The sequence below is a fragment of the Qipengyuania sp. genome (assembly GCF_965277845.1).
Taxonomy (GTDB): domain Bacteria; phylum Pseudomonadota; class Alphaproteobacteria; order Sphingomonadales; family Sphingomonadaceae; genus Qipengyuania.
This window is the reverse complement of record NZ_OZ255844.1, coordinates 563880-583246: the sequence shown is the minus strand read 5'-3', so window position 1 is coordinate 583246 and position 19367 is coordinate 563880. Positions and strand designations below refer to the sequence as shown.

Annotated in this window: 18 protein-coding genes and 1 tRNA gene; 13 read left to right on the top strand and 6 right to left on the bottom strand. The window is 63.1% G+C overall.

The window, feature by feature from the left end; all coding sequences use genetic code 11:
• Positions 1-14 precede the first annotated feature (14 nt).
• The 9 genes from aguB (at position 15) to ACQY4G_RS02800 (ending at position 5917) form a co-directional block, all read left to right on the top strand.
• Positions 15-878: an N-carbamoylputrescine amidase gene (gene aguB / locus ACQY4G_RS02840; RefSeq protein WP_421992947.1), complete on the top strand. Its 864-nt coding sequence runs from the start codon at positions 15-17 to the stop codon at positions 876-878.
• A 2-nt stretch (positions 879-880) separates the two neighbouring features.
• Positions 881-1351 carry a hypothetical protein gene (locus tag ACQY4G_RS02835; protein ID WP_421992945.1) on the top strand — a complete coding sequence of 157 codons (471 nt, stop codon included), beginning with the start codon at positions 881-883 and terminating at the stop codon, positions 1349-1351.
• Positions 1348-1833 carry a 2-amino-4-hydroxy-6-hydroxymethyldihydropteridine diphosphokinase gene (gene folK / locus ACQY4G_RS02830; RefSeq protein ID WP_421992943.1) on the top strand — a complete coding sequence of 162 codons (486 nt, stop codon included), beginning with the start codon at positions 1348-1350 and terminating at the stop codon, positions 1831-1833. The genes ACQY4G_RS02835 and folK overlap by 4 nt, the downstream gene beginning before the upstream one ends.
• A gap of 72 nt (positions 1834-1905) precedes the next feature.
• Positions 1906-1981 (top strand) — tRNA-Lys (locus ACQY4G_RS02825).
• 55 nt (positions 1982-2036) lie between these two features.
• On the top strand, positions 2037-3149 hold the full coding sequence (locus ACQY4G_RS02820) for an S-(hydroxymethyl)glutathione dehydrogenase/class III alcohol dehydrogenase (RefSeq protein ID WP_421992941.1): 1113 nt from the start codon (positions 2037-2039) through the stop codon (positions 3147-3149).
• The gene (locus ACQY4G_RS02815; protein ID WP_421992939.1) at positions 3149-3859 is read left to right on the top strand and encodes a CoA transferase subunit A; all 711 of its coding nucleotides are present in this window, start codon (positions 3149-3151) and stop codon (positions 3857-3859) included. Before ACQY4G_RS02820 ends, ACQY4G_RS02815 begins: the two co-directional genes overlap by 1 nt.
• On the top strand, positions 3859-4500 hold the full coding sequence (locus tag ACQY4G_RS02810; protein WP_421992937.1) for a CoA transferase subunit B: 642 nt from the start codon (positions 3859-3861) through the stop codon (positions 4498-4500). The genes ACQY4G_RS02815 and ACQY4G_RS02810 overlap by 1 nt, the downstream gene beginning before the upstream one ends.
• Before the next feature lie 4 nt (positions 4501-4504).
• Positions 4505-5350, top strand: a complete 846-nt coding sequence (gene fghA / locus ACQY4G_RS02805; protein ID WP_421992935.1) for an S-formylglutathione hydrolase — start codon at positions 4505-4507, stop codon at positions 5348-5350.
• Positions 5351-5377: 27 nt separating this feature from the next.
• Positions 5378-5917 (top strand): DUF421 domain-containing protein, encoded by a 540-nt coding sequence (locus tag ACQY4G_RS02800; RefSeq protein ID WP_421992934.1) that lies wholly within the window; start codon positions 5378-5380, stop codon positions 5915-5917.
• On the opposite strand, the gene ACQY4G_RS02795 is transcribed toward ACQY4G_RS02800, so the two are convergent.
• A complete protein-coding gene (locus tag ACQY4G_RS02795; protein WP_067696171.1) occupies positions 5914-6597 on the bottom strand; it encodes a queuosine precursor transporter in 684 nt (227 codons plus the stop codon). The two genes, ACQY4G_RS02800 and ACQY4G_RS02795, sit on opposite strands and share 4 nt — an antisense overlap.
• A 128-nt stretch (positions 6598-6725) precedes the next feature.
• On the opposite strand from ACQY4G_RS02795, the gene ACQY4G_RS02790 reads away from it, so the two are divergent.
• The 4 genes from ACQY4G_RS02790 (at position 6726) to ACQY4G_RS02775 (ending at position 13600) form a co-directional block, all read left to right on the top strand.
• Positions 6726-8072, top strand: coding sequence for a NupC/NupG family nucleoside CNT transporter (locus ACQY4G_RS02790; protein WP_067695394.1), 1347 nt, complete (start codon positions 6726-6728; stop codon positions 8070-8072).
• A 14-nt stretch (positions 8073-8086) separates the two neighbouring features.
• Positions 8087-9028, top strand: coding sequence for an isopenicillin N synthase family dioxygenase (locus ACQY4G_RS02785; RefSeq protein ID WP_421992932.1), 942 nt, complete (start codon positions 8087-8089; stop codon positions 9026-9028).
• A 246-nt stretch (positions 9029-9274) separates the two neighbouring features.
• The gene (locus ACQY4G_RS02780; RefSeq protein ID WP_421992930.1) at positions 9275-12754 is read left to right on the top strand and encodes a carboxypeptidase regulatory-like domain-containing protein; all 3480 of its coding nucleotides are present in this window, start codon (positions 9275-9277) and stop codon (positions 12752-12754) included.
• Between the two features lie 126 nt (positions 12755-12880).
• Positions 12881-13600: a TonB family protein gene (locus tag ACQY4G_RS02775; RefSeq protein ID WP_421992928.1), complete on the top strand. Its 720-nt coding sequence runs from the start codon at positions 12881-12883 to the stop codon at positions 13598-13600.
• 19 nt (positions 13601-13619) lie between these two features.
• On the opposite strand, the gene ACQY4G_RS02770 is transcribed toward ACQY4G_RS02775, so the two are convergent.
• From ACQY4G_RS02770 to ACQY4G_RS02750, 5 genes are all read right to left on the bottom strand, one after another.
• Complete coding sequence (locus ACQY4G_RS02770) at positions 13620-16163, bottom strand: HWE histidine kinase domain-containing protein (protein ID WP_421992926.1); 2544 nt, start codon at positions 16161-16163, stop codon at positions 13620-13622.
• The gene (locus tag ACQY4G_RS02765; protein ID WP_421992924.1) at positions 16163-16768 is read right to left on the bottom strand and encodes a biliverdin-producing heme oxygenase; all 606 of its coding nucleotides are present in this window, start codon (positions 16766-16768) and stop codon (positions 16163-16165) included. The genes ACQY4G_RS02770 and ACQY4G_RS02765 overlap by 1 nt, the downstream gene beginning before the upstream one ends.
• Before the next feature lie 103 nt (positions 16769-16871).
• Positions 16872-17174, bottom strand: a complete 303-nt coding sequence (locus ACQY4G_RS02760) for a polyhydroxyalkanoic acid system family protein (protein ID WP_291177586.1) — start codon at positions 17172-17174, stop codon at positions 16872-16874.
• Positions 17174-17932, bottom strand: a complete 759-nt coding sequence (locus ACQY4G_RS02755) for a hypothetical protein (RefSeq protein ID WP_421992922.1) — start codon at positions 17930-17932, stop codon at positions 17174-17176. Before ACQY4G_RS02755 ends, ACQY4G_RS02760 begins: the two co-directional genes overlap by 1 nt.
• A gap of 13 nt (positions 17933-17945) precedes the next feature.
• Positions 17946-19160 (bottom strand): toxic anion resistance protein, encoded by a 1215-nt coding sequence (locus ACQY4G_RS02750; protein ID WP_067695371.1) that lies wholly within the window; start codon positions 19158-19160, stop codon positions 17946-17948.
• Between the last annotated feature and the right edge of the window lie 207 nt (positions 19161-19367).

Here is a 19367-nt window from a genome sequence, read left to right as displayed (position 1 = left end):
CCTATCTCGCCAGAATGAGAAGCCTGACCGTCGCCGTCCTGCAATTGCCGCTTGCCCGCGAAGAGGCGGCGGACAATATCGCCGCGGTTTCCGCGCTGGTCGAAGAAGCGGCGGGCAGCGGCGCGCAGGTGATCTTGCCGCCCGAACTGTTCGCGGGCGAGTATTTCTGCCGCGAAGAGGAAGAAGAGCTGTTCGACCTCGCCCACCCCACCGCCGAGAGCCCCAGCGTGCTGGCCATGCAGGACCTGGCCGCAAAGCTCGGCGTGGCGATCCCGACCAGCTTCTTCGAGCGCGACGGGCATCACTACTACAATACGCTGGCGATGATCGGACCCGATGGCGCGATCATGGGCACCTATCGCAAGAGCCACATCCCCGACGGGCCGGGTTATGAGGAAAAATACTATTTCCGCCCGGGTAACGACGGGTTCAAGGTGTGGGATGTGTTCGGCGCGCGCATCGGCGTCGGCATCTGCTGGGACCAGTGGTATCCCGAATGCGCGCGGGTCATGGCGCTGAAGGGCGCCGAGGTGCTGTTTTACCCGACCGCTATCGGGTCCGAACCCTATGACGCCGATCTCGACACCAGCCGCATGTGGCGCCGCGCGATGATCGGCCATGCCGTGTCGAACTGCATGCCCGTCTGCGCCGCGAACCGGATCGGGCATGAAGGCCCCGCCGACCGCCAGCAGAGCTTCTACGGTCACAGCTTCATTTCCGACGAATGGGGCGATCTGGTGGAGGAATTCGGCGGCTCGTCCGAAGGCGTGCTGGTCGCGACGCTCGATCTCGACCGGGCGAAGAAACACCGTGCGGGCATGGGCTTCTTCCGCGATCGGCGACCGCAGCTCTATGGGCGCATCTGCGAGGACATCTGATCTTGGGCGGCGGCATCGACCAGGTTCAGCTCGACGCGCTGTTCACGGTCGCCCTTGAGGCGGGTATCGCCCGGATCGAGAAGGACGGCACATTCTTCCCACTGCTGTTCGAATTGCGCGCGAACGGTGCCATCCAGAACGTCGCCGTTCTCGAAACCGCGGCCATCGACGGCGCGCAATCCGTGCTCGACCGATTCGCCGAGCTACTCCGGATGCGTGCGGAGGAGGGCACGATCAAGGCCGTCGCCATCGTCCAGCACCATGCCATGCAGGGAGCGATGGAAGTGCGCCTGCGCGCTCCGAATTACTCGGGTGATGTGCACGCTCCCTTCGAACTGGCGCGTGGCGGCCTGCTCAAGCGAAAGCGCAGTCTCACGCTTGGCGAATTTGCCGTACGCACGGTCGAGAACGAGATTTTCCGGCCGTCGGCAGGCCCGCAATGCCATGATCGCACATTGAAGCCGGGGCCATGACCGCGGCAGGCCGGCACCGATATCTGATCGCGCTGGGCTCGAACCGGCGATTGCCCGGCATCGGCAATCCGCGCGCGGTACTTGAGGCGGCGATCGCCGCGCTGGCCGAAGAAGGCTGGCATATCGAGGTCGTGTCCGGCTGGATGGCCAGCGCGCCGGTCGGCCCCTCGCTGCGCCGCTATACCAATGGCGCGGCGGTGATTGCCGGCGACCTCGAACCGGCCGAGGCGCTCGCCAGCCTGCAGGATGTCGAGCGTGGCTTCGGGCGCGAGCGGCGCGGCCAGCGCTGGCGCTCACGCACGCTCGATCTCGACATTGTCCTGTGGAGCGGCGGAGCTTGGCATGCTCCCGATCTTTCGATCCCGCACCCGCTCTTCCGCGAGCGCGATTTCGTACTGCGCCCCGCAGCGGAAATTGCTCCGGATTGGCGCGATCCGGTAACCGGGCATACCGTCAGGCAGCTCGCCGCACGCCATTCCTGAGCGATGCGGGTGGAATGCGGCATGACCGGCTTGACCACCCGCGACAGCAGCCCTAGGTGGCACGCCGTGGTCGGGCCGTTAGCTCAGTCGGTAGAGCAACTGACTTTTAATCAGTAGGTCGCTGGTTCGAACCCAGCACGGCTCACCACCACTCTTCGCCCCGAGGCCGGAGCGCCGGCACCACCGTCCGGAGCAATTTGCCTATGAAGACCCGCGCCGCCGTCGCCTTCGCCCCGAAACAGCCGCTCGAAATCGTCGAGCTGGATCTCGAAGGGCCCAAGGCAGGCGAAGTGCTGGTCGAGATCATGGCGACGGGCATCTGCCACACCGATGCCTATACGCTCGACGGGCTGGACAGCGAAGGTATCTTCCCCAGCGTCCTCGGCCATGAAGGCGCAGGCGTGGTGCGCGAAGTCGGTGCGGGTATCACCAGCGTGAAGCAGGGCGATCACGTGATCCCGCTCTACACGCCCGAATGCCGCCAGTGTAAATCGTGCCTTTCGGGCAAGACCAATCTGTGCACCGCGATCCGCGCGACGCAGGGCAAGGGCCTGATGCCCGACGGCACCACGCGCTTCTCTCACAAGGGCGAGCCGATCTTCCATTATATGGGCTGCTCGACCTTTTCGAACTTCACCGTGCTGCCCGAAATCGCGGTCGCCAAGATCCGCGAGGACGCGCCGTTCAAGACCAGCTGCTACATCGGCTGCGGGGTCACGACCGGCGTGGGCGCGGTGACCAATACCGCCAAGGTGCAGGTCGGCGACAATGTGGTGGTCTTCGGCCTTGGCGGGATCGGCCTCAATGTCATCCAGGGCGCGCGGCTGGCGGGCGCAAACATGATCGTCGGCATCGACATCAACCCGGACCGCGAGGAATGGGGCCGCAAATTCGGCATGACGCTCTTCCTCAACACGAAGGGCATGAGCAACGACGAAGTGGTCGCCAAACTCGTCGAGATGACCGATGGCGGGGCGGACTACACCTTCGACTGCACCGGCAACACCGATGTCATGCGCACTGCGCTGGAGGCCTGCCATCGCGGCTGGGGTACTTCGATCATCGTCGGCGTGGCCGAAGCGGGCAAGGAAATCGCGACGCGGCCGTTCCAATTGGTGACGGGCCGCAACTGGCGCGGCACCGCATTCGGCGGGGCCAAGGGCCGCACTGACGTCCCCAAGATCGTCGACTGGTACATGGACGGGAAGATCGAGATCGACCCGATGATTACCCATGTCCTGTCGCTGGAAGAAATCAACAAGGGCTTCGACCTGATGCATGCAGGCGAATCCATCCGCAGCGTGGTGGTGTATTGATGGCAAACAAGCTTTATCCCGATGCCGCAGCGGCCCTTGACGGGCTGCTGACGGACGACATGCTCATTGCCAGCGGCGGCTTCGGCCTCTGCGGCATCCCCGAGCGCCTATTGACCGCGATCCGCGACAGCGGGGTGAAGGGCCTGACCTTCGCCAGCAACAATGCGGGTATCGACAACGAGGGCATCGGCATGCTGCTGCGCACCCAGCAGGTGAAGAAGATGATCTCGTCCTATGTCGGCGAGAACAAGGAGTTCGAACGCCAGTTCCTTTCCGGCGAGCTCGAAGTCGAGTTCTGCCCGCAGGGCACGCTCGCCGAACGCATGCGCGCAGGCGGCGCGGGCATTCCCGGCTTCTACACAAAGACCGGCGTCGGCACCCAGGTCGCCGAGGGCAAGGAGCACAAGGAGTTCGACGGCGAGACCTATATTCTCGAACGCGGCATCTTCGCCGACCTTGCGATCGTGAAGGCGTGGAAGGCCGATGAGACCGGCAACCTCGTCTTCCGCAAGACCGCGCGCAACTTCAACCTGCCCGCCGCAACCTGCGGCAAGGTCTGCGTGGTCGAGGTGGAGGAAGTGGTACCCACCGGCAGCCTCGATCCCGACTGCATCCACCTGCCGGGCGTCTACGTCCAGCGGATGATCGTGGGCGCGCCTTACGACAAGAAGATCGAGTTCGAGACCACGCGCGAAAGGGAGGCCGCATAATGAGCTGGGATCGCAACCAGATGGCCGCCCGTGCGGCCAAGGAACTGGAAGACGGCTATTACGTGAATCTCGGCATCGGCATCCCGACGCTGGTCGCCAACCACATCCCCGAGGGCATGCATGTCACGCTGCAGAGCGAGAACGGCATGCTCGGCATCGGGCCATTTCCCTATCCTGACGAGGTCGATGCGGACCTGATCAATGCGGGCAAGCAGACCATCAGCGAACTGCCGCACAGCGCCTATTTCGACAGCGCGGCGAGCTTCGCGATGATTCGCGGCGGGCATATCGACCTGACCGTGCTGGGCGCGATGGAAGTGGCCGAAAATGGCGATATCGCCAACTGGATGATCCCGGGCAAGATGATCAAGGGCATGGGCGGCGCGATGGACCTCGTCGCCGGGGTGAAGAAGATCATCGTCGTGATGGACCACAATGCCAAGGACGGCAGCCCCAAATTCATCCCCGAATGCACGCTGCCGCTGACCGGGCAGAACGTGGTCGACATGATCATCACCAATCTGGGCGTGTTCCATCGGCCGAACCACGACAGCGCCTTCCGCCTGATCGAACTGGCGCCGGGGGTGACCGCAGAGGAAGTGGCCGAAAAGACCACGGCGCAATACGAGGTCGCGCTCTAGCGGGATGGCGGGCGCGCTGGAGACCCTCGAGGAGCATCGCAGCCATGGCGGGGTGCAGGGCGTCTACGCCCACGCCTCGACCCGCACCGGCACACAGATGACCTTCTCGGCCTTCGTGCCCGGGCACGAAGCAGGCGCCAAGCTGCCTGTTCTGTGGTTCCTCTCGGGCCTGACCTGCACGCATGCCAATGTCACCGAGAAGGGCGAGTATCGCGCCGCCTGCGCCGAGCATGGCGTGATCTTCGTCGCCCCCGACACCTCGCCGCGCGGCGAGGACGTGCCCGACGACGATGCCTACGACTTCGGCAAGGGCGCGGGCTTCTATGTCGATGCCACACGGGAGCCATGGGCCGAGCATTTCCGCATGCGGACCTATATCGATCAGGAACTGCCCGCGCTGCTCGATGCACACTTTCCCGCCGACATGGGACGGCAGGGCATTACCGGTCATTCAATGGGCGGGCACGGTGCGCTAACCATCGCCTTGCGCAATCCCGACCGCTTTCGCTCGGTCAGCGCCTTCTCTCCGATCGTCAGCCCGCTGAACTGTCCGTGGGGAGAGAAGGCCCTGGGCGGATACCTGGGCGCAAACCGCGATGCCTGGCGCGAATACGACGCCTGCGCATTGATCGAGGACGGCGCGCGGCTCGAAAACCTGCTCGTCGACCAGGGGACGGCTGACGATTTCCTCGAGGACCAGCTCAAGACCGAGCTGCTGGTCGAGGCGTGCGAGAAGGCCGGCATCCCCGCCGATATCCGCATGCAGCCAGGATACGATCACTCCTATTGTTTCATCTCGACCTTCTTGGCAGAGCATGTCGGCTGGCATGCCGAGCGCCTGACGCGCTAATTCGGTACGACCGAGCGGGAAAGACGCATGGGTCTCGTGCGTTGCCTCGGCATGTTCGTCGATAACACCTGGCTCGACTTAGCCCTTCGCGGCATCCTCCTGTCCGCTGCGGCGATCTGCTGGATCGTCGTCCTGATCCGCGTGACCGGGCTGCGGTCCCTCTCCAAGATGACCAATTTCGACTTCGTGATGACCGTGGCGCTGGGCAGTCTCGTCGCCGGGGCGGGGCAGGCCAGCGACTGGCAGGCATTCGTGCAGGCGATGATTGCGATGCTCGGCTTGTTCGTTGTGCAGTACACGGCCGCACGTATGCGCAAGGCTTCGGACGCAGCGGAAAGCGCGATGCAGAACGACCCGGTTTTCCTCATGCGCGATGGCGAGTTCTTCGAGGACGCGCTCCGATCGACGCGCGTGGCCAAGAGCGACCTGATCGCCAAGCTGCGCGAGGCCAATGTGCTCGACCTGACCAAGGTCCGCGCGGTGGTTTTGGAGACGACGGGCGATGTCTCGGTCCTCCATGGCGAGAGTCTCGACGAGACCCTGATCGAGAACGTGGAGCGGCTCTAGCGCCGGTCGAGCCACCTCGCCAGGGCGACGCCGCCGGTAATCAGGAAGGGCACCATTACGATGCTGAGCGCGACCTTGGCGATCACCTGCCCGATCAGCAGATTGGTGATGTCGAACTGCCCGTAAAAGGCAAGCGTGATGAAGATCACCGAATCGATTGCCTGGCTCAATGCCGAGGCGATCGCGCCGCGCACCATCAGCGAGACGGTCGACGCCCCTTCGGAAGAGCCGCGCAGGCGCGAGAAGATCCACACGTTGAGCAGCAGCGAAACGATATAGGCGGCCGGCCCGGCCATCCACACGCGCCACAAGGTGGCATGGACGCGTTCGAAGGCGGCGAGATCCTCCGACCGGAATTCGACCATTTCGGTCGAGGCGGGCAGGTTCAGCACCAGCTGCATCAGCACGGACGCCACCAGCAAGGGCACGAATCCCCACCAGACGATCCGGTTGGCGAGCTTCTCGCCATAAAGCTGCGCGATCGTGCTCGAAATCACCACCAGCAGCAGGAAGGCGAAAATGCCCGATTCGACCGCCAGGTCGGTCGGCCACAATTGCACCTGCTTGAATGCCAGCACGCCCGCCAGCACGGTCATCCCGCCATAGAGCATCGTATAGACGAACAGGCCGCGCGGCATAGCAGCGGCTGCGAGCCGGGTCTCGTTGGCGGGTTCGGTCATGGGTTCGGCCTCGTAGATATCGTGGACGGCGAGGCCGTCGGCGAGCGGTGAAAATTGACTAATGGAGCCCCGCAAGCAAGACAGCAGCCGATTTCATCCGCAACTTGTCCGCATTCGAAGGGACCTTCATGTCGCCCATCCTGATCAATCTCGTCGGTATAGCGGCGATCCTGCTGATTGCCTTCCTGCTGTCGACGGGCAAGCGGCGAATCAAATTGCGGGTGGTGGGTGCGGCATTCGCCCTGCAGGCGCTGATGGCGCTGCTTGTATTGCGCACGCCGTGGGGCGTCCAGCTGATCCAGGCGATGTCCAACGGGGTCATCGCGCTGCTGGATTATTCGAAGGTCGGGATCGAGGCGGTGTTCGGCCCGATGGGCGCCAACCCCTTCACCAACACATTCGTGATCGCGGCGTTGCCGGTAATCGTGTTCTTCGCCGCGATCGTCTCGATCCTCTACCACTGGGGCATCATGCAGCGGCTGGTGCGCTGGGTGGGCGGCGCGATCGGCTGGATCACCGGCATCAGCAAGGTCGAGGCACTGGGCAGCGCGGCCAATATCTTCGTCGGCCAATCCGAAAGCCCGCTTGTTGTGCGCCCCTATCTCGCCGCCCTGACGCCCAGCCGGCTGTTCACGCTGATGAGCGTAGGCATGGCGGGTGTCGCGGGGACTATCCTTGCCGCATACGCCAGCTTCATCGGTGCGGATGCGGTGCCTTTCCTGCTGGCGGCGGCCTTCATGTCGGCGCCGGGCGGCATCCTGATGGCCAAGATCATCATGCCCGACGATGAAAGCGTGTTGGCGCGCGATGCTGCCGAACTGGCCGGAGTCGATCCCGAAGGCGAAATCGTGCTCCCCGAAGCGCGGATCAGCGCCGAGGGGCCAGCAGCCCTGACCGAAAGCGGCAAGCCGCACGAGGTGCAGGTCGCCGAAACCTTCGAGGAAGGGCATAAGCCCGCCAATGTCATCGAGGCCGCCGCGCAGGGCACGCAGACCGGCGTCAAGCTCGCCGTCGCGGTCGGCGCGATGGTGATGGTCTTCGTCGCGCTGGTGGCGCTCGCCAATGGCATTCTCGGCGGGATCGGTGGCTGGTTCGGCTATCCCGATGTGAGCTTCCAGCAATTGCTCGGCTTCGTCTTCGCGCCGGTCATGTTCCTGATCGGCATTCCCTGGGAGCAGGCCGGAACCGCCGGCGGGCTGTTCGGCACCAAGATCGTGCTCAATGAATTCGTAGCCTTCATCGATCTCGGCGCGATGGACGGATCGGTCCTGTCCGAACGCAGCCGCGCGATCGTGACCTTCGCATTGTGCGGCTTTGCCAATTTCAGCTCGATCGCGATCCAGATGGCGGTCACCGGCGGACTTGCGCCAAATCAAAGACCGGTGATCGCAAAGCTGGGTATCCGCGCGCTCGCCGCCGGCAGCCTCGCCAATCTGATGAGCGCGGCGCTGGCGGGACTCTTCCTACCATACTAAAGGGCGCACCCACTATGACCGATTCGAACACCGATATCGCGGTTGTGTCGCTGGCACAGCCGCTCGAGAGCATTGCCGACGAGCTGGGCCGCAGTTTCGAGGAATACGGCTTTGCCGTCATTCGCGACCACGGCATCCCGCAGGACCTGATCGACCGCGCCGAGGCGCTGGCGAAGGAATTCTTCGCGCTGCCCGACGAGGTGAAGAAGGCCTACCACATCCCGGGCGGCGGCGGCGCGCGCGGCTATACGCCCTTCGGTACCGAAAAGGCCAAGGACGCCAAGGTCCACGACCTCAAGGAATTCTGGCACGTGGGCCGCGAATTGCCCGAGGGCCATGAGCTGTCCGAATATATGGCCGACAACGTCTGGCCCGGGGAAGTCGAAGGTTTCCGCAAGACCTTCACCGAGCTCTACGCCGCGTTCGAGGAAGCCGGCGGCCGCGTGCTCGAAGGTATCGCGCTGCATCTGGGGCTGAACCGCGAGTTCTTCGCGCCGACCGTCGAGGACGGCAATTCGGTCATGCGCCTGCTGCGCTATCCCCCGCTGGAGGGCGAAGAAGCCGAAGGCGCGATTCGTGCGGCCGCGCATGGCGACATCAACACGATCACGCTACTGCTCGGTGCCGAAGAGGCAGGCCTCGAACTGCTGACCAAGCAGGGTGACTGGAAGGCGGTCGACGTGCCGGAAGGGGCACTGGTCATCAATGTCGGCGACATGCTCGACCGGCTGACCAACGGCAAGCTGCGCTCGACCACCCACCGCGTGGTCAATCCGCGTGGCGAGGCGGCCTATCGCGCACGCTATTCGATGCCTTTCTTCCTCCACTTCCGGCCCGATTACGTGATCGAGACGCTGCCATCCTGCATCGATCCGGAACAGCCCGAGAATCGGCCCGCGCCGATTTCGAGTCACGAATTCCTGCTGCAGCGTTTGCGCGAGATCAATCTGGCGTGACCCGGCCTCCGGCATTGCGAAATTCGTTGCAATAGAGCACCGAAACCGAGAAAGTTTCGCGCCGTTGCTATTTTGCAACGCACAAAAATCTCTGAAAAATAGACACTTGTTGCGGGTGCGTCTCGCATCCGCAACAAGTGTCTTGACCTTGTCATAAAAAGATAGCTTGGGCGCAACGTCCTCCCGCCAGAGGGAGCGCGTTCCAAGCCTCCGCACACCTCACACGAGACTGAAGGGATCATCTCGATGAAGTTCAAATATCTCCTGGCGGCGTCGGTCGTCAGCATCACTGCCACCGCGGGCATCGTTGCAGCCCCCGCCGCAGCTCAGCAGATTACCTCGGGCATCGAGGGACGCGTTGTCAGCGAGACCGGCACTCCGCTTGCAGATGCGACGATCACTGTTACCGATACGCGTACTGGCCAGACTCGTACGCTCGAGGCCAACAATGAGGGCTCGTTCCGCACTGCGTCGCTCGTCCCCGGCGGCCCCTACACCGTGACCGTCACGGCGCCAGGCTACGAAGGCCAGACGGTCGAGGGCGTCTCCATCACCGTTTCGGGCAACACCGACTTCACCTTCGAACTGACCCAAAACGTCGCCGAAAACGTGATCGTCGTCAGCGGTGCACGTGCAAACGTCCAGCAGCTCGCTGTCGGCCCGGGCAACGCCTTTGGCGTCACGACGCTCGAAAGCTTCCCTTCGCTCAATCGCGACGTTCGCGACATCATTCGCCTCGACCCGCGCGTCAGCCTTGAGCGATCGGACGACGTCGATCGCATCTCCTGTCTCGGCGGCAATGACCGCGCCAATACCTTCACCGTCGACGGGATCGTCCAGTCCGATGTCTTCGGGCTGAACGGTACGCCCTTCGCCGCACGCAACTCGCTTCCGCTCCCTTTCGATGTGATCCGTGAAACCTCGGTTGAATTCGCGCCCTTTGACGTTGAATATTCAGACTTCACCGGATGTCTGGTGAACGTCGTTACGAAGTCGGGTACCAACCAGTTTTCCGGCAGCGCCTTCTACACCTATTTCGACGGTGGCATGCAGGGTGACCAGGTCGAACAGGCGGACGGCAGCTTGCGCGACATCAATGCGGGCCGTGAAGAGCGCTGGGGCGTGACGCTTGGCGGTCCGATCGTTCCCGACCGCCTGTTTTTCTTCGCTGGCTATGAAGAAACCGATCTTGGCGACGGCTTCAACGACGGCCCCTTCGGCTCGGGTGCGGCCGACGAGTTTGATTTCGTCACTCAGGCGCAGTTCGACCGGTTCGCGCAAATCGCACGTGACGTTTACGGTCAGGAAATTGGTCCTGTCCCCACTCAGCTGGCTCAGCGCGACGTCCGTTATTTCGGTCGTCTCGACGCCTACATCACTGAAGATCACCGTCTCGAGGCAACCTATCAGCGCCTCGAGGAAACGAACATCGAAACCGACTTCGGCAGCGATCAGTTCGGCGGTCTCAACAGTTTCGAAGACGAAGGCACGATTAGCGATTACTACTCCGTGCGCCTTTACTCGGACTGGAGCGATAAAGTCAGCACCGAGCTGCGGCTTTCGCGCTCGGAAGTCGGCGACGTGCAGGGGCCTGTTGGCTTCGGAGAAGCACAGAGCGACAACCCCACTGTCCGCCTCGCCGTCGGTCTCGACAACGCCACCAACGGTCTGATCCCGAACGGCGACAACGGCATCCTGACGACCGGACCGGGCATTTTCCGTTCGGCCAACCAGCTCGATACCAAGATCGACCAGGCTCGCTTCGTCATGAATATCGATGGCGGCGATCACCAGTTCAAGCTGGGTGCCGAAATCAATGACCTCGAAGTGTTCAACCTGTTCGCCATCAATGCAACCGGCACGATCTTCTTCGAGAACCTCGACGATTTCGAACAGGGTCTCGTCGCACCGGGCTTCTTCTCAAGCGTATTTGCCGGTGCCGACGATCTAGTGAACGGTGGTCCTCTTGGCGGCGCCACGATCGCGGTCACGCCTTCGGGAGACATCAACGAAGCTGCAGCGCTTTTCAATCGCACGACCTACAGCTTCTTCGCACAGGACACCTGGCAGGCAACCGATCAGTTGACGCTGACGGGCGGTATGCGTGTCCAGCTCTACACGGGTGACGCCCCGCGTCCAAACCCGCTGTTCCTGGAACGCTTCGGCTACACCAACGCCAATCCCTTCAGCAAGATCGACCCGGTCCTGCTGCCGCGTTTCGCTGCCACCTACGACTTCGACAATACCGGGATCTTCTCCAACACCCGCTTGACTGCCGGTGTGGGAATTTTCTCGGGCGGCGACCCGGTCGTGTTCTTCTCGAACGCTTTCTCGAACAACGGTTTCTCGACCGCTAACGGCGATACGTTCGACTGTAATGCAAGCGATCTCAACATCGATCCGGCCACCGGCCAGATCGACGTAGTGACCGGCGGGACCTTCACCGGCATTCCGGCCTGCGCCATTGCCGCTGGCTCGGCGGCAGCTGCGGCGGGGCGTGCCGACGTCCAGTCCACCGATCCGGACTTCGACATCCCGACCGCCATGCGCGCCAACATCGGCATCGCGACCGACTTCGGCACGGAAACTGGCTTCTTCAGCAACTGGCGCCTCAACGTCGACTACATCTACACTCGTTTCAACGACACGCTGAGCATCGTCGATCTGACCCAGATCGTCGACCCGAGCCTCGGAGCGAATGGTTTCACCGTCGACGGTCGTCCGATCATTCGTCCGATCGATCCGTTGAATGCAGGTTGTAACGCGACGCTGATCGACAACAATCCGCCGACCTACGACAATGTCACGGCGGCATGCTTCGGCACCCGGATCGACGACTTCCTCCAGCTGACCAACGGGCCGAGCTTCGATAGCCACAATGCTTCGTTGATCCTGTCCAAGCGCTTTTCGGAAGGTGTCTTCACCGAAGGCGGTCGTGTGAATGTCAGCTTCGGCTACGCATTCAGCGATAGCGAGCAGACGATCAACTTCCGCTCGTCGACGGCCGGTTCGAACTTCGACAATACGCCGTCGTTCAACCGTCAGACGCCTGCGATTTCGCAGTCGGGCTTCGAAACCCGCCATAACTTCGTCGCGTCGATAAATCTGCGCGAGGAATTCTTCGGCGATTTCGGCACCGGGCTTGGCCTGTTCTTCCGCGCCTCGGAAGGTCGCCCCTACAGCCTCGTCTTCGACGACATTCGTGGCGGCGAGTTCACCGACTCGAGCTCGAGCGAGAACAACATCCTCGCTTACATCCCGACCGGTGTGAATGATCCGAACCTGTCGCCCGATTCGGATACGGAAGCCGTGCAGGCATTCCTTTCGGCGATCAACAACACCAATCCGGACATCGTCAGCAAGATCAATTGCAACTTCACGCCCGGCCAGACGGTCAAGCGCAATCAGTGCCGGAACGGCTGGTTCTATGATCTCGACCTGCGCATCAGCCAGGAAATACCGTTCCTCGGTAGCCTGACCGGATTGGTGAGCGATCGCATCGAACTGTTCGCCGACTTCGACAACTTCCTCAATCTGCTCGACAGCGGTTGGAACACGCGTCGTGCGCTTGGTGGCTTCGATGGCCGTGTTGCCCTCGTGGACGGCAGTTTCGACGATCAGGGCCGCTACATCATCGAGAGCTTCGATGCGGGCGACGGCGAAGCGAACACGTTCGAATCCAATACGGTCTGGCGTATCCAGGTCGGCGTGCGTTACGAGTTCTAAATCGCCTCGTAACCGCAGTGATGCGGACAAAGGAGCGGCGGCCCCCACAGGGCCGCCGTTTCCTTTTTCCGCTGCCAGAACCGCGATCGTTCGGAACTGGCATCAATATTGGACCGTTTTGCGGCAATGACTGCAGATGCGTCCAACTTCAGCGCGATCAAGCATCGCCCCAATCCCTGGGTGATCGCGCTTATCGTGCTCGTCCACATCGGCATCTTCTATCTGCTGGTCCGCGCGCTGGCGCCCGATATGGTCGACAGCCTCGAACGTTCGGTCGTCTCCGCCGTCACCGTAACCGTCACGAGCCCGCCCGACCCTGAACCGGTAGAGCCCGAGCCCGAGGGAGCGCAGGGCGATCCCGGGCGCGAAGCGGTGCCGGCTCCGGTGACTGCGCCCGAACAGCAGCGCCCGCTGCGCGAAGATCCACCCGCGCCGCGGGCGGCATCGACGGGGGCGGCCGCTACCTCCGGCGCGACCGAGGAGGGAGAGGGCACGGGCCGCTCGGGCCAGGGTGAAGGCACGGGGAGTGGCGAGGGCGGCAGCGGGCAGGGCGGCGGGGTGGCGACCAAACCCGTGCTGACACGCGCGATCACCGATGCACGTGCCTTTCCCGTACCGCCGGGCGGACGCCAAGCGCGGATCGGCCAGTCGGTTATCGTCCGGCTGACCGTGTCGGCCCAAGGCCGCGCCACGCGCTGCAGTATCTATCGCCCGAGCCCGTTCCCGGAAACCGATGCCGCCGTGTGCCGGCTCGCTCTCGACCAATTGCGTTTCGAGCCGGCGCGTGATTCACGCGGCAGGCCGGTCGCTGCGACGTTCTACTACCAGCAGCGCTTCTTCAATTGAGCGACGGTAGCGGTGCTGCTTACTGCTGGTCGAAGGCGGTGAGCATCTCGACGAGCTCGTCCCTGCCATAGGGCTTTGTCAGGAGGCCCGATGCTCCAAGTTCGGTGACCCGGCTTTCCATCTCGCCATATCCGGTCGCCAACCAGAAGGGCACTCCGCCCTCCCGCAATTTTTCCGCCACCGGCTCGCTGTTTTCCTTGCCGAGATTGTAGTCGAGGATGGCAAGCGCCGGCCGCGTCTTCGCCAAGGCATCGAGCGCGGCCGCGACCGAACTCTCTATGCGCACCTTCTCAATACCCAGTTCCCTGAGGCAGTCTTCCGCATCGAGTGCGATGATCATGCTGTCTTCGACCAACAGGACGCTCTCGGGCAGGTTTTTCGGACGGTCGTTCTTCATCTTCTTTGCCTGTGCAACTGGTCCGCCGGCGCGCCCACGCCATTCGACGAAGCGCGCAGGGATGCAAAAGCGCGCCTCGACGCCTTCCAAACGGTAATGGACTTCGGCGGTGCCTTCGAGCTCGTGAGGCAACGAGCGTTCGATGATCGTGCTGCCGAATCCACGCCGCTTGGGCGGCTTGACCGGCGGCCCGCCGCTTTCGCGCCAGTCGACGCAGAAATTGTCCTCGTCGTCGCGGCTGACTTCGACCTCGAGCTTGCCCGACTGATCGCTCAGCGAGCCGTATTTGGCCGAATTGGTTATCATCTCGTGGATCACGAGCGCCATCACCGTATAGGCCTCGGGAGAGATCATCGCCTCCGGGCCCTTCACCTCCAGCCGATCGGTCTTGCCGCTCAGATAGGCATTGGCCTCGGTCTCGATCAGTTCCGAAAACGGTGCGTGGGACCAATTGCCCTTGGTGATGTTGTCATGCGCCGCCGCGAGCGAACTGACCCTGCCCCCGACGATTTCGACGAAGGTCTCGATATCGGTCGCATCGTTTTTCGACTGGTTGATGAGGCCGCGAATGAGATTGAGGATATTGCGCACGCGGTGGTTGAGTTCGGCGATCAGCAATTCCTGCTGCTGTTGCGCTTTGGTGCGTTCGGTCACCGCCTCGTCGGTCAATCGCAGGATGATCTCGAGCAGAGTGACGCGCAGACCCTCGGCAATGTCGAGTTCGGCTTGCGACCATTTTTCCGCGCGCCCCTCGACCGTTTCCTGCCACGCCTCGAAGCTCTTGCGCGGGGTCAGGCGATCGCCATTCGGACCTGCCTCTACCGGCTTTTCGGGATTGCCCGCCCAGGTGACGGTGTGGGTCAGCGGCTTGCGCCACAGTATCAGATAGTCGCGCGGCGTGCGCGATACGGGGATTATCAGCGCGCCCGCCGCGCGGTCGGCGAACCGTTCGGCTCGCGGCAGTCTTTCGGCAATCGCCTCGCTCGCAAGCAGTTTACTGGTCGCCCCGCCGTTGAGGCTGGGAAGGATCGCGCGAAACTCTTCCTCGTTCGGGGCCGAGCCACGCGAATCGTAAATGTCCTCGACGAAAACGCTCACGCCATCGTGCGGGATCACCTGCTGGATGACGGGTTCGATCGTCGGCAGGCTCGAGGAAAGCGGTGTGCCTGCGGCGATGTCGCGCATCAGCCGCGAATGGACCTCGCGGCCCTTCTCGCGGCGGTCGGCCGCCTGGCTCGACAGCGTGCGGTCGAGCATGAGCGAAAACAGTTCGGAAAACAGTTCCGCCGCAGTACGCTGCGAATAGGGCAGCAATTTGGGACCATAATGATGGCAGGCGAACAGGCCCCAGAGCTTCCCCCCGATGATGATCGAGATCGATAGCGAGGCACCGACCCCCATGTTCTTGAGGTATTCGATATGGATCGGAGAGACGGCGCGCAGCGTGCTCATGCCGAGATCGAGCGGTTCGCCATCGAACGAGACGCCCGGCTCGATCTCCACCGGGTCGGCCTCGACGTCGGCGATGATGCGGAACCGGTTGCGCAGGTAGAGCGCGCGCGCCTGATTGGGGATGTCCGATTTGGGATAGCGCAGGCCGTGGAACTTCTCGAGATCCTCGCGCGCCGCCTCGGCAATGACTTCGCCCGAAAGATCCTCGCGAAAGCGATAGACCATGACGCGGTCTATCTGCAGCGCATGACGAAGCTGGCGTGCGGCCTCGTCGGCCAGCGCCTGGACATCGCGGTGTTTCTCGAGCCGGGCCATGATCGGGCGGAGGAGAGCGAGTTGGCGATTGAGGTCCCCCGCTGCATGGGGTTCGACTTCGATTACGGTATTCGCGCCCGAACTGTGCAGCGCGCAATCGAACAGCGTGCCATCGTCGAATAGGTCAAGCCCGAACACCCGCTCGACCTGGTCGGGAATCGCGAGTGCGGCGGCGGCGCTACGCAGCTGTTCGAGCGCGGCGGGAGCGACCAGCGAGCCCAGCCGGTCGCCGATTTCGAGAGATCGGTCCGCTCCGAAAATCGCTTCGAGATTGGTCGAGCGATGCGCGACGAACCAGTCCGCGTTGACCGCAACCAGCGCCCCGAAGGCCTGGATCCGGCCGAGCTGGTGGATCGGTTCGCGATCGCAGTTCGAAAGATTGACCTCCTGCACGCCCATCACGCGGCGACCGGCGACAGGGCATGCGCGACGACGGCATTGAAATGCGCAAATGTCGCCTGCGCGGCTGCGAGCGCCGCCCGGTCCCGATCGGGCGAATGCGGCCGTTCGAATATCGGGCGCAAATCCTGCCAATAGGCGGTCATACGCCGGTCGGACAGGAAGGCGGTGGGCCATTGCATACCGGTTTTGGCAAGCCGCGCGAGGATCGCCCGGTTGCCGAGCGATGACCCTGCCATCACCCAGCAAACGCCGACCGGGTCCGCATCGGCAGGCGTCTCCAGAGCCGGGAAATCGGTAGGCGCAGCACGACCCAGCGTTTCGAGATCCTGCGCGATCAGGCCGGTCTGGCCTGGCGGACCGGTCGTCGGCGCGCGGTCGGCCAGCCACAGTTCGACGCCTTGGCGGGCGCGGTATTGGATTTCGAGAAAATCGGCATAGTCGCGCTCACCCCCTTCGGTGAGCGTGCCGAGGCGACCATCGAGCCGGTCGTGGCTCGGCGCGGTACAGGCTTTGAGATATTCCCTGGTGGTGCGACCCACCCCACTGGTCACCGGCATTCGCTCGGCCTCGCTTTCCGTACCGTCCTGCCCTGAAGCAGGCATGGGCCCGCCGCGCGGTAAGATCAATTCCCGCTTCAACGCAAAGCGCGCATGCTCGCGAATAGTTCCCCGATCCGCAAGTATTTTTGCCGGGAGCAGATCTGGATTATTTCGCCTCGAGCAGTTTCTGCCCTTTCTGGCGGATGGCGCTGGCGACCATCGGCTCGACGAAAGAGATGGCTGGCGGCAGGTTGACCTCGAAGATCACCTGGTCGTCCTCGATGATCACCGCGCCGTCGACGCCCTGGCCCATCGCCTTGACCGACAGGTCCATGCGGTCCTCGTGCGGCCAGCTGGTGGTGACGTCGGCCATGCCGCCGGGCACGAACTGACCGATCTCGTGGCTGCGCGAATGGAGGCGGCGGCGGACCTCGGCCTTGTCGAGATTGTGGGGAATGGGAACGCGCATCAGCTTTTGTCCTCGAGCCGGGGGCTGGTCTGGGCCCCTTCGCCGAATTTGTAATCGAGATAGCGATGCTTGATCGCCAAATCGTCGAGCGAGCCTTCGGCGAGTTGGCGGGTAATCGAATCGATCTCGCTGCTGATCTTGCCGAGGCTGTCGGTAAGCTGGGCATCGGGCGTCGCGCCGGCGCGCTCTTCACTGCGCAGATGCGCCGGGATCCGCCGGTAGCTGTCGATCATCTCGGGCAGTTGCTCGCCCACCAGGCTGCGCACTTCGCGGGCCTTGGGATGGTTCTGGTCGAGCCCCTCCAATTGCAGGCCCAGCGCATCGAGCTGGACGCCCATGTCGTCGACGATGCGCGCGGCGGGCGGGGGCAGGGCCGGGCGCTGCGCCTCGAGCCACAATTCGGTGCGGCTGACCATCTGCTGGACATTGCCCTTGTTGATGTCGGCGCGCTTGGGCGTTTTCATCTTGGGGTAATTGCCGAGCACGCCGATGGCCACCACGCTGGCAACCACCAGCGCCATCACGCCGAGGAAGCCGATCCCGTCGATGATCATGCCGAGCACGCCCATGCCCACCCACAGCGCGAACAGCGCAATGGCGATATTGCGGACCTTCTTCATCAGGTGATCGCGTTTCACCTTGGCCGAACCCTCGCCGATGGACGGCGCGCGGCGGTGACGACCGCCTTCGCGATTGTCGCGCAGCAGCGCCTTGCCTTCGGAAAGAATGCGATCGTTATCGCGGGTGAGGTCGTTCACTGGGCCAAGCTCCTCAGCCCTCGATGCTCAGCAGGCTGCTTTCGGAGACCTGCTTTTGCGCCTGCGCCTGGCCTTCGGCCCGCGCGATGTAGCCCTTCGATTTCTCGACCTCGTCGCTGAGCAGGTTGACCGTCTGCTTCATGCTGTCGAGCGCGCGCAGCTTGAAGCTGTCGACCTCGTCCATCGTATCGTAGATGTTCTGAAACGCACGCTGGAGCGTTTCGAGCGGGATGGTGCTGGCCGCGGCCTGCTCGTGGATCTTGCCCGTCTGGTCGCGCAGCAGCGTGCTGGTGGAATCGATGATGCCCGCGGTGGTATCGTTGAGCGCGGTGATCTGGCCCAGCACCAGCCGCTGGTTGGTCATCGCCTCGGCCACGGTCACCGCGGTGCGCAATGCGCCGACGGTAGTGGTGCTCGCGCGGTCCACGCCCTTGACCAGCTCGACATTGTTCTTCTTCACCAGGTCGAGCGCGAGATAGCCCTGCACGCTCACCGCCATCTGGGTAAGCAGGTCCTGCGTGCGCTGCCGGACATAGAACAGCGCGGTTTCGCGGATCGCCTTGGCCTTGGCCGGATCGGTCGCGTCGAGCTCGGCGGCCTTTTCCTCGAGCTTCCCGTCGAGCGAGTTCGAGATGTGGATCATCTGTTCCAGATTGCCCATCGCCTCCCACAGCTTCTGCCGTTCGACGTCGATCGCGGCATTGTCCATGATCAGCTCGTCCTTGCCGCTGGCGAGGTTGTTGAGGATCGACTGGATGTGCGTCTGCGCGCTCTGGTAGCTGCGGAAATAGTTGGTCAGCTTGTTGCCGAAGGGGATGATGCCCAGGATTTTGCGCGGGCCCGACAGCTTGCCCCGTTTGCCCGGATCGAGATCCTCGACCACGCGGCGCAGTTCGGCGAGATTGGCGCCGACGCCTTCGTCCTTGTCCATCGCGCGCACGGGCCGGTCGAGAAAGCGGTTCGACATGCCCGCAGCGGCCATGATTTCCTTGCGGCCCATATTGGTCAGCTGGTCGACCTTCTTGCCGAATTCGGGCGAATTGGCATCTTCGGCGATTAGGTCCTCGACGAAGCCATCGACTTTCGATTCCAGCTTGCTCTTAACCTCCTCGGATACCGGTACGAGGCCCGCCGCCTTCTCCGGCTTTACCTCGGGCACCGGTTCGGGAGGTGTCAGGTCGAAGGCGGTTTCGGTGGCAGTGGCAGTCTGCGGTTTGGTATCGCTCATGGGCGCGGTTCTCTCCAAGCGGCTTCAATCCTGTATTAAGGTGGCAATACACGATCTTCAAGCGCGGTTGCGTGGGGTCGGGCAGATCATGCCGCGCCAGATGGCAATTGGGCAAGCCAAATCTCAGCAGGCCACCTTCCGGCCGTGAGCAGCTATTCGCGCAGATTTCGCTTTGTCGAAAGGGGGTTAGTCGTTCGGTATGCGCCC